This is a genomic window from Bacillus ndiopicus, assembly GCF_000612805.1.
GTDB classification, from domain to species: domain Bacteria; phylum Bacillota; class Bacilli; order Bacillales_A; family Planococcaceae; genus Metasolibacillus; species Metasolibacillus ndiopicus.
This window is the reverse complement of the sequence record NZ_HG964405.1, coordinates 662,976-673,560: the sequence shown is the minus strand read 5'-3', so window position 1 is coordinate 673,560 and position 10,585 is coordinate 662,976. Positions and strand designations below refer to the sequence as shown.

Annotated in this window: 12 protein-coding genes and 1 riboswitch; of the genes, 3 read left to right on the top strand and 9 right to left on the bottom strand. The window is 37.5% G+C overall.

What is annotated here, in order from left to right; genetic code table 11:
- Positions 1–232: 232 nt before the first annotated feature.
- The 5 genes from TY13_RS11470 to TY13_RS11450 all read right to left on the bottom strand — a co-directional run bounded on the left by TY13_RS11470 (position 233) and on the right by TY13_RS11450 (position 3,260).
- Complete coding sequence (locus tag TY13_RS11470) at positions 233–544, bottom strand: DMT family transporter (protein ID WP_042475713.1); 312 nt, start codon at positions 542–544, stop codon at positions 233–235.
- A complete protein-coding gene (locus TY13_RS11465) occupies positions 544–879 on the bottom strand; it encodes a DMT family transporter (RefSeq protein WP_042475710.1) in 336 nt (111 codons plus the stop codon). The genes TY13_RS11470 and TY13_RS11465 overlap by 1 nt, the downstream gene beginning before the upstream one ends.
- 56 nt (positions 880–935) lie before the next feature.
- Positions 936–1,047, bottom strand: a riboswitch (guanidine-I (ykkC/yxkD leader).
- A 41-nt stretch (positions 1,048–1,088) separates the two neighbouring features.
- The gene (locus tag TY13_RS11460) at positions 1,089–1,481 is read right to left on the bottom strand and encodes a hypothetical protein (RefSeq protein WP_042475708.1); all 393 of its coding nucleotides are present in this window, start codon (positions 1,479–1,481) and stop codon (positions 1,089–1,091) included.
- Positions 1,482–2,339, bottom strand: a complete 858-nt coding sequence (gene ant(6) / locus TY13_RS11455; protein WP_042475705.1) for an aminoglycoside 6-adenylyltransferase — start codon at positions 2,337–2,339, stop codon at positions 1,482–1,484. It lies immediately after the preceding gene.
- A 42-nt stretch (positions 2,340–2,381) separates the two neighbouring features.
- On the bottom strand, positions 2,382–3,260 hold the full coding sequence (locus tag TY13_RS11450) for a tyrosine-type recombinase/integrase (protein WP_042475704.1): 879 nt from the start codon (positions 3,258–3,260) through the stop codon (positions 2,382–2,384).
- Between the two features lie 309 nt (positions 3,261–3,569).
- On the opposite strand from TY13_RS11450, the gene TY13_RS11445 reads away from it, so the two are divergent.
- Positions 3,570–4,364, top strand: coding sequence for an enoyl-CoA hydratase/isomerase family protein (locus tag TY13_RS11445; RefSeq protein WP_042475700.1), 795 nt, complete (start codon positions 3,570–3,572; stop codon positions 4,362–4,364).
- 40 nt (positions 4,365–4,404) lie between these two features.
- On the opposite strand, the gene TY13_RS11440 is transcribed toward TY13_RS11445, so the two are convergent.
- Positions 4,405–5,217, bottom strand: coding sequence for a hypothetical protein (locus TY13_RS11440; RefSeq protein WP_042475698.1), 813 nt, complete (start codon positions 5,215–5,217; stop codon positions 4,405–4,407).
- Positions 5,218–5,407: 190 nt separating this feature from the next.
- Between TY13_RS11440 and TY13_RS11435 the strand changes: the two genes are divergently transcribed.
- A complete protein-coding gene (locus tag TY13_RS11435; RefSeq protein ID WP_042475695.1) occupies positions 5,408–6,400 on the top strand; it encodes an S-layer homology domain-containing protein in 993 nt (330 codons plus the stop codon).
- Positions 6,401–6,578: 178 nt separating this feature from the next.
- Entirely contained in the window at positions 6,579–7,736 is a 1,158-nt protein-coding gene (locus TY13_RS11430) for an aminotransferase class I/II-fold pyridoxal phosphate-dependent enzyme (RefSeq protein ID WP_042475692.1), read from the top strand.
- 77 nt (positions 7,737–7,813) lie between these two features.
- Here TY13_RS11430 and TY13_RS11425 read toward each other — a convergent pair whose 3' ends face one another.
- The 3 genes from TY13_RS11425 to TY13_RS11415 form a co-directional block, all read right to left on the bottom strand.
- Positions 7,814–8,206 (bottom strand): DUF4830 domain-containing protein, encoded by a 393-nt coding sequence (locus TY13_RS11425; protein WP_042475690.1) that lies wholly within the window; start codon positions 8,204–8,206, stop codon positions 7,814–7,816.
- A gap of 70 nt (positions 8,207–8,276) precedes the next feature.
- On the bottom strand, positions 8,277–9,485 hold the full coding sequence (locus TY13_RS11420) for an AI-2E family transporter (protein WP_042475930.1): 1,209 nt from the start codon (positions 9,483–9,485) through the stop codon (positions 8,277–8,279).
- A gap of 93 nt (positions 9,486–9,578) precedes the next feature.
- Positions 9,579–10,517 (bottom strand): LCP family protein, encoded by a 939-nt coding sequence (locus TY13_RS11415; protein ID WP_042475687.1) that lies wholly within the window; start codon positions 10,515–10,517, stop codon positions 9,579–9,581.
- Between the last annotated feature and the right edge of the window lie 68 nt (positions 10,518–10,585).

The window sequence follows — 10,585 nt, the reverse complement described above, 5'->3', positions numbered from 1 at the left end:
GTTTTCATGCCACTCATGTCTGTTTTCATGCCACTCATGTCTGTTTTCATGCCACTCATGTCCGTTTTCATGTCCTGCATATCAGTTTCCATGCCCGTTACTTTTTGCAGAAGTAATTCGAGTAGTTCGCGGTCTGTCACTGGAATCCCCCTTTCTACGTATTTTCTATATTGATATTATACCATATGCCTAGAATATTAGTTCTATAAATTCCTTTTTATCGATAAAGCTTTTACATCAACTTCAATCCAATTGTCGCCCCTAAAATCATTGTAATAAAAACAATACGTCGCCAGTCCTTTGATTCACCAAATGCTATCATACCAAGAATTGCACCACCAGCAGCGCCAATTCCAGTCCAAATAGCATAAGCCGTTCCCATCGGTAATGTTTTCATAGCAATTGCTAGCAAACCAAAGCTCATTGAAAAAGCAGCAACCATATAAATAAATGATTGTACATTGCGTTTTTGATACATACGCCCCATCATAAAGACGCCCAACATTTCACATAATCCTGCTAAAACTAAAACGATCCAAGCCATTATGCATGCTCCTCCTTATCATCACCAGTGACAAGCTTCAAACCAATAACACCTGCTAATAAAATGGCAATTAATAATAATTTACCTAACTGCACTGGCTCACCAAAAATAAGCATATCAGCAGTTACAGTACCTGCTGTTCCTAATCCAACAAAAACCGCATATACCGTACCCACAGGAAGCTTACTTCCCGCTTGAATCATTAAATAAAAGCTAACGATAATACAAATAACCGTTGCTGTCCATTCAAGCGGTGTTGATGCATGTTTTAAACCGATTACCCAGCCGACCTCAAAAACTGCTGCGATAATTACTTGAAGCCATGTTAAATTCATTGTAAATTCCTCCTTTAATAACGAAAAAGCCTGGGAGAATGCTGCCAAAACAGCGATTCTCCCAGGCTTTTATCCCTCCGTGTAACACACATATATTGTGTGCGCCTTCTCTCGGACCAGGCTAGCAAGTGACTTAACAATTGCTACGGAACCCTAGAAAGCTTAATGACCCTATTATCTCACAAAATGATTATTTTGCAAGCTTTACATTAGACAAAAATATTAATCGTCTGACCATTGCGCTCAATTTTCCAATTGGATGAAACGATTGCAGCAATCGCTTTTTCAGTTTCCTCGCTTGCTGGTACATTGTATGCGCCGAACTCTTGTAGCTCATATTGGTCCTCTGAAATTTGATAGCGCATGCGTAAAATATTTTTTAAGCCATTGATTGTTAAAAACTTAACTTGATAGCCTGTTGTATATGCTTCTTTAAAAAGCTCTTTATCCGTATCATAAAGTTCCTGTAATAATGTAAAATCTGATTTCAATTCAGCAAATAAAGATAAATCCTTCTTATCAAGCTGTGCTGCTACTTGCTCATAGCTATAATTTTGTCGTAATGTTTCAATTAAATATGCTTCCATTAATGAAATTGCCATTTAGTCGTTCCCCTTTTTATATGTATTGTGAATCCAAGCTGTAATGTTTTTATCATAGTTTGGATATGAATAGCCAAGTGCCTGTGCTACTTTTTGAGAATAATTTCGAAACATCTCACAGCAAAGTTCAAAGGCAGCCCATGTCTGCTCTACACCCGCTGTTGCGTAAGTGCTAAGTAATTTTTCGTATTCTTCTGCTGGTATATAGTTATGAATAAATTTATAATTTTTTCCTACGCTAAAAGTGAAGCCTTTTTGAATGCCGATATCCCATGATATCATGCGTAATAGCTCTTGTCTTATATTATTATGCAAATGGTCGATAGCAAATAAAAATTCATTGCGTCGCAAGCCCTTTGCGACATATGTAGCAACACTCCAAAATTCATTACAGCAATCATCAAAGCTGCGAGTGCTAGGCTTACGAATCCAATACTTCTCATCCGTAGCCACCATTTTATGCCCAATACGTCCATCCTTATCAAGCAAAACCTCAACTAAGCCATCCGAATCATTAAAATAATTTGTTAGCTCTGTTAATGGAATCAAGCTTAAATCAATTTTAATGCCATCTGCAAAATACATAATATAAGTAAACCAATGTTCAAATTCTGCTGGAAAAAGCTCCATATCCTCAGGCTTTTGGACAAAAATTAACTCACCAAATACTTGCAGCCAAGTATCATTTTCCAGATAGGAGCTCATATCCGTGACAAAAAAGCTGATATCATAATCCTGATAAATATCTTTCGGAATAGCTGTGTTCGTTCGTGATCCCTCTAACACTGAAATACGAATGCGCTCATCCTGTATAGCAAAATCCGAAAACACTTTAAACATTTCTGCTTCTGTACGCATTGTACCTCCCCTTTGTGAAAATATAATTTTTATTATAGCATTTTACTCAGACTTTTCCATTCGAGTAGCTCGTTCCTGCAGCACACCTTTTCTGGCATAGCCATATTTTTCGTATAAATCCTCGACTGTTTGCTGCTGTTCATTATCTATATCTTTTTGAATTACTGTATAACGAACATTTGTAGTTGTAACCGAAAAACCTACTTGCTGTGACACATAGGCAAATAAACGCTCGACTGTTTTAACAGTAATTTGCTCTCCAAGTTTATTTCCTAGTCCAAGCCATATTTCATCTACCTCTTTAGCAATAGGAAACTGCTTTATTGTTTCATCCTTATAAAACTGTAACACATCTAATAAAGCTTGTTTTATTGGCAAATCTCGATAGCTCCGCTTACTCAAAATACGAATAAAATCACTATGTATATGCGACCATTTCATGCGCACCACTTCACTAGATTTAAGACCAAGCGTTGCAATAACGTGCATAATTGTATAATTGCGCAAGGCCATCCATCTTATTTCTTCCTGCTCCGCTGTTTCATAAGAAGTAAGCCATACGTGTAAAGCTTGACGCATTTGCATTGCAGATAATATTGGCAGCTCCTTTTTTTCGAGTGGTATTGGGCTAAATAACTCATCAGCAAGCATAGGAACGATATCTCGAGCCTGTAAAAAGTGAATAAACTTTTTGAGACTAGCAAGCTTACGATTTACACTTTGAATGGAAGTGTGATGTAGCTGTAGCCATTGTCGATAAGCTTGAATAACTTCCGCTGTAATTTCTTCGTGTTGCTGCTCTTGCACATATTTTACGAATTGTGCACTATCTAAACTATACTGCTTCACTGTATAATCGGATTTCGATTGACCTGCTAAAAATGCTTTAAAATGAGCGACATAAATTGAATAATCTGTCATAATGAGCTCCCCTTAATTAATTTGGCGTGAAATATTTTCGATTTCGAAAATGAATGGTGCGTGAAGTCATTTGTTTTTTATAATATGGAGTGTCGTATAATATGTTATTTTGTTAGACAACACAAAGAGAATGTATGTTCTTATTATACGAAAAGAAGCAGCGTTGTTCAACCTTGCATATGCTACATTAATTACATAACATCCATTCAATATTACTTGTAGCCTTCCTTTTTTGCGTTATTTCACATTTTGCGACGGTTTTAGGCTATACTTTCATTAATTCAATAGGATGAAACGGAGGATTTCCTTGTGCAAATACAAACTGTACGCCTACAAGAAGAGGACGCAAAAATTATTTATCAGGAAACTGCTGGCTTAGCAATTATTACAATCCATCGACCACAGGCGAAAAATGCGCTAACAGCAAAAATGTGGCAAGAGCTCGCCTCATTGACCTCACAAACATTGCAAAATCCTAAAAACAAAGTGCTTATTTTACGTGGAGCTGGTGAAAATTTTTCGGCTGGCTCTGATATAAAAGAATTTCATACGATGTCGCTTGAACAAGCAGAGCAAGCCTTTGTTGAAATGGAGCGAACAATTTCTACAGTTGAAAATCTGCCACTTCCTGTGATTGGCGTTATTAACGGACCAGCGATGGGTGCTGGCTTAGAATTAGCTCTCGCCTGTGATATCCGCATCGGCTCTGATAAAGCAAAGTTAGGTATCCCAGTTGGCAAATTAGGAATTACTTTAAATAATCGCTTTGCAAAGAGACTTGTCGATTTAGTTGGCCCTTCCGCTACCAAGGATTTTGTTTTCACAGGGCGCACATATAAAGCTGAAGAAGCATTTAATGCAGGGTTGCTAAATTATTTAGTAGCTGAAAAGGATTTAACAAAATTTATGATTCGCATAGGCAAGCTCGTTGCAGGTATGTCGCCAGACTCATTATTAGCTGTGAAACAATCTGTTCAGCAATGCATAGATTCTACACCCGCTTTATGGCAAGGCTCTACACCTTTTGTCTCGCAATATGATTTCGCTGAAGGTGTACGCGCTTTTGTAGAAAAACGCCAGCCGCAATTTAAACGTCCATTATAATCAAAAAAACTGGCTCAAAGAACGTGATTCACAAGGATTTTCAGACACGTTCTTTTCTAGTACCCTTTACAGCTATGTGAATTGCTTCAGGCTCTAGTTCGAACGTTTTATAAAATGCCTGTGCAATTCCTTGCTGTAAACCGCGCAGCTCTGCCATAACATCATAATTAATCGGTGCCTTTATTTCAATTGTCGTACTAATTTTAGGGATTGAGGCTACATTGAATTGTATTTTCTCCACTTGTGCCACAACGGGATGCTGATTTATTACATACAGCAGTACATCACGGTACACTTGCTTATTAATAGTTACCGTTTGATAATGAAAATCAGGCTGAACAATTGTCGTTTCTCCCACTTTCACACGATTCCCAACAAATATCGCACGTCCTTTACGCACTAGTCGCTTAAAAAAATTTTGTTCTACTTGCTCATATGGAATTGGCATTACATGCTGCCCCTTCGTTTGTCGAATAAAGCGGGCTATCTGAATTTCGCGTGCAGAGCGAATATTCTGTACTTGATAAAAATGAGCAATTTGACCAAGCTCTAGCTGCTCAGCAATTTTTTTTGTCATTTTATCTGATGTACCGATAATTAAAATAGATGCAAGATTGGCATTTTTTATCGCTGCTTGCACTTCTTCCTTGTGTGTTGCATCCTCAAAAATAGCACGCCTTACAGCCGTAATCGTATTTTTTTCAAACTTTGCACTTATGCCAGCGCATCTTACACCATTAATAATCAGCAAGCCGTCATCTATAATTCCTTCAATCCCCTTCGTATAAGCAAAATGCAAGGCAGATGTACTTTTCCCAGTACCACTTGGTCCACTTAAAGAATAAACCTCCATCCTCTCTCCCCTTTCTCTTATAGCAAATATACACTTTTTTCGACTCTACTAACATTAATAGGTGGTAGGATATGTGGAAAAAAAGGGATAAACGGTTTATTATAAATGTATTGGCAGTCCAACTCATATAGAAAATTACCATTTCTATCGAAGCAATCCATCTACTATTAATGAAGAGAGGTAATTGATTATGAAAAAAATAAACTTATTTATTAGTGCAACAGTTGCAGTTGCAGCAGTTAGTGTCGCTATAGCACCAATACAAACTGAAGCAGCCACTAAAAAATTTAGCGATGTTTCGCCCAAAAGCGATTATTATGACATTATTACAGAAATGACCGCAAAAGAAGTCATTACTGGCTACCTTGATGGAACATTTAGACCAAACGAATTAATGACACGCAAGCATGCCGCAGCTTTAATTAGCCGCGCATTCCCTACCCTCCCTGTACACAATAAAGGTATTTCTTTAACAGACGTAAATAAAGATAACCCTTATTACAAAGATATTAGACGGGTACTTGAAGCAGACATTATCCAACATGCTGATAACTTTGATTTTAAACCGAATAATATTATTACGCGAGGAGAAATGGCACGGGCATTAGTGTTAGCATACAATCTTACAAGCAATGATAAGAAAAGTCCATTAACGGATGTCTCGCCACAGCTCGCTTCCTATGTAGATGCTTTATACGCGAGTAACGTAACAACAGGCTATGAGGATAAAACATTCCGTGAAGACAAAGGGCTTACGCGTGTACATTTTACAGTTTTTATGTACAGGGCATCAAAAGCACTTGAAAATAGTGCAGTCACGACAGCCTACTCCAATAGCAAGTTTAGTAGCATGAAAGAGGCGGATATTCAGTATCCAGCAAAATACAAAAGCGCTGCTGAAGCAACTGTCGCATCTAAAAAATCTGCAGAAAGCCTTTTTGCAAAAGATAACAATTATGAAAGCAGTTCTATTATTTTGCAAAATGAAAAAGAGTACAATACTTTTATAGAGCTTGCTCAAAAATCACTTAATAAATCAGCGAACGAATTAGATGAGATTTTCTATAAAGTTTATCGTACTAGTGTCGCTGAAAGTCTCCAGACAAAAGACAATCAACTTTGGATTTTTTGGTTCGATTATAGTGAGAAAAAGCTTGTGAGGGCAATCATAAAAGAAAAATAAAAGAAACTTATGATTGTACCAGCCTTAATTGATAATGCTGGTACAATCATATATTATCGTTCCAGCAAATATTCTCTCTCTCAGTTGAATATACACTCTTTTCAGAATTATCCAAATACAAAACCGCACTTTTGTGCTAAAATAAATTGTATTTTTACAGGTTAAAGGAGTGTTCTTTTTGATTATCGAGCCATCATTAAAAATGTCGCTATTTACAGAAGCGATTTTCGGAAAATTGAAAGCATTTGCAGCACAGCAGCAACAACAAGGATTGGAAATTATCGATTTAAGCTTAGGAAGCCCTGATATTCCTCCTGCCCCTATGTTACTTGAGCATATGGCGCAGCTTGCTGCTAAACCACAATCTTATCGCTACACATTAACAGGTGTTCAAGCTTTCAGTGAAGCTGTTTGCCGCTATTATGATAGAGTGAATGGTGTACAGCTTGATGCGCAAACAGAAGTTGTACAAACGATGGGCTCTCAGGAAGGACTTGTTCATTTGCCAATTGCTTTTTGTAACCCTGGTGATATTGTCTTAACAACGAATCCTGCCTATGTCGCTTACGATGCAGGTATTCATTTAGCAGGGGCTACTCCCTACTATATGCCCCTCTCAAAGGAAAAGGGTTATTTACCAGATTTAACTAGCATTCCAGCAGAAATTGCTGAAAAAGCAAAGCTTCTTATTTTAAACTTACCTGGTAACCCAGTACCAGCTATGCCTTCTAAAGCGTATTTTGAGGAAGTTGTAGCGTTTGCTAGGAAGCATAATATAATCGTTTTACATGATGCTGCTTATTCTGAATTTTATTTCACGGGTGATGCACCGATGAGCTTTTTAGCGACACCTGGTGCAAAGGAAGTAGGTTTAGAAATTAATTCCTTATCGAAAAGCTTTAGCCTTGCAGGGGCACGTATTGCTTATATTGTTGGGAATGCACAAATGATAAGTATTTTAAAGCAGTTAAAATCGAATTTAGATTTCGGTATTTTCGAGCCAATTCAGCTCACTGCAGCACTTGCCCTAGATCATGCGGAGGAAATTACGGCAAACCTACGTACGACTTTTGCAGAGCGCCATCATATATTAATGAACGGATTGCAGCAAATTGGCTGGGAGGTCGCACCTTCAAATGGTGGTATGTTCGTTTGGGCCAAGCACCCATATGATATGTCGAGTGAGGAATTTGCCTTTAAAGCAATCGAACAAGCTGGTGTTGTAATGGTACCCGGCACAGTATTCGGCACTGCAGGTGAAGGCTATATGCGTCTAGCACTTGTTCAAAATAGCGAGCTGCTTGCCCGTGCAGTTGAAAAACTTCGCGTCATATAACAACCTAATTTAATAATTAACCTCTAAATTTGAAAAACGCAAGAAATCAGGATTGGTTTCTCGCGTTTTTTGAATTATTATTTTATCATTTTCTCCTCCACTAATTGCTCCTTTTCCATTAAATGAAAAACGCCAGGATCCCAGCTTGGTAAAAGACCATAGCCCCCGATAATGTCTCCTTCATTTTCCAAAATCACAGCCTTAACATTGTTATGCTCTGCATCCTGCTCTTTTAATGTATACAGAAATTGTGTTACTTCCTTCCCCTGATAATCACGCAAAAAAGTAAGCCCATCAACATCATAGTGTGCCAGCATTTCCTCAGGAGTTTGTAAAGTATACGTTTTTTCCCGCTCCTGTTTCTTTATATGCCATCCCATATTAGCTAAGTATTCTTTATGTTGTTGATCGTAACTTTCTTCACAGGCTATTAGGAAAAATAATATGACAATCACAGCGTATTTTTTCATTTAATCACCCCCGCTTTATAGCATGCGTTCAAAAAAAGCACAGTGGAATACAATATTCCACTGTGCTAAATTATTGTTCTTCATACATAGCCTCTTCTTCTGTTTGGAAGCGATTGTAGCGTTGCTTAAACACTTGATAAATATGCGTCACTAATACTTTAATTAAGGCATAAGCTGGTATCCCTAAAATGACACCAGGTACGCCAAATAAGGAGCCTGCTGTTAAAAGCACAAAAATAATCGTAATCGGGTGAATGCTTAATGATTTCCCCATAATTTGAGGAGAAATAAACTTCCCTTCAATCAATTGTACAATGGTCCATACAGCAGCAAGCTTTAAAATCATAAACGGCGAATCCGATACGATTGCAATAATTGCGGCAGGCGTAATCGCTATAACTGGGCCTAAATAAGGCACAACGCTTGTCACCATTGCTAGTACCCCTAACAGTAACGCATAATCTAAGCCAATAATAAGGAAGCCGACTGTCACCATTGCCCCAATACAAATCGATACTAAAATTTGCCCTTGAATATAAGAGCTAATTTGCTTGTCCATATCATGTAATACATCACCTACAAATTTACGCATGCTAGGTGGTGTAAGACGCAAAATGAATTTTGGCATCTTTTCGCCTTCGTATAATAAATAAAACAAAATAAATGGTACGATGACAATCGATAATACTAAGCCAGTTAATGCGGAAACAAAGCCTGTAATACCCGATGCAACACTTGTCGCAAAGCCTGTCGCAAAATCCTTCACTTGCTTCACAACATCATCTGTTAAGCTGGTAATCATTTTATCATAATCAAAATTAATCATTGAAAAGTATTGGTTTAAGCGTGAATTGTTCAGCCATGATACGATATTTTCAACAAATGCCATGAAATAAGCTGGGAACTCATTCATTAAATTTGTAAATTGATCGCGTAAAAATGGATAAACCAAAACAACTGTTAACGTTAGTATACCTAACGCCATCAAATAAATAATTAAAATCGCCCATATTTTAGAAACTTTCCATTTCATTAATAAACGTAAAAACGGTCGCGTTAAATAATATAAAATAACACCAAGCACACCTGGCAAAATAACGACCTCAAATAATACACGAAGTGGCTGGAAAATAAATGCGATTTTATCATAAATAAAAATAACACAGCCAACAATTAGCAGGATAAGAAGTAAAAACAATAAGTTTTTTCCGCCTAAAAAGCGAATAAAACGTGTCGAAAAGAAATTCGATGTTTCTTGCGGTAGCTGCCTATTTTGCATATTTGTTTTTTTCTGCTCCAAAAAACCACCCCTGCTAATTGTCAAATTTTCTAAAAAGATGTTTGTGCTGCTATCTTATCATGAATTGTTAGTTTATTTCATCTGTAAAAACTCATGCAGCAATGTTTGGTTTTGCCCTTTATCAATTTCTAAAACAGAGCCTGCGTGCTGGTAGGAGTTAAATGTATATGTCCCTTCTGCAGGAATCGTCATTTTTTCAATGTCTACGCCTCCACCTGCAACTACAGATAACGCCATTTTTAGCTCCTGTGCCGATGATAAATCCGTTGTGACATAACCTTGAGCTGCACCGACAAACTTCGGCAGGTTTTTCGCATTCGCTGGTGAGAACAGCTCAGCCTTTAAGGCATCCATTACCTTTTGTTGGCGAGCTACACGACCAAAATCCCCTTCTGCATCTTGTCTAAAACGTGCATAGCCTAATAATTCCTTACCATTTAGTTGATGTGTCCCCTGCTTTAATGATACACCGATATTAGCTGACATATCCTTTTCAACATCCATCGTAATGCCATTTGGTGCTAAAATATCAATCATTGACTCAAAGCTTTTAAAATCGATGACTGCATAATGATGAATTGGCACATCAAACATTGTATTTAATGTATCCTTTAATAATTGCACACCGCCTAAATAATAGGCTGTATTCAGCTTATATGATTGATACCCAGGGATGTCTGCGTAAATATCACGCATAAATGATACAAGCTTCATATCATTTGTATCACGGTTCCATGATAACAGCATCATCGTATCTGTACGCGATTTTTCCTCACCTCGGCTATCGACACCTAAAATTAAAAAGTTTTCAATATCGCCTTTTTTCGCATCCGCTGTAAAATCCTGCTCAGGTAGCTTTGTTTCGCTAGCCAACTTTTGCCCACTGCGATATTGCTCAACACCATAAGCCGCAGCTGCTAGTAGCAAGACAATAATTAATAGAAAAATAAATCGCCCTTTACGAAATTTTTTTCGTTTATGACGTGTTTGTCGTCGTTCATGCTGTTCCATAAAATTCTCCTTTAAATCGTTGTGTCTATCTTCCTAGTATTTAAAATTATTATACTATTTTTGTCATA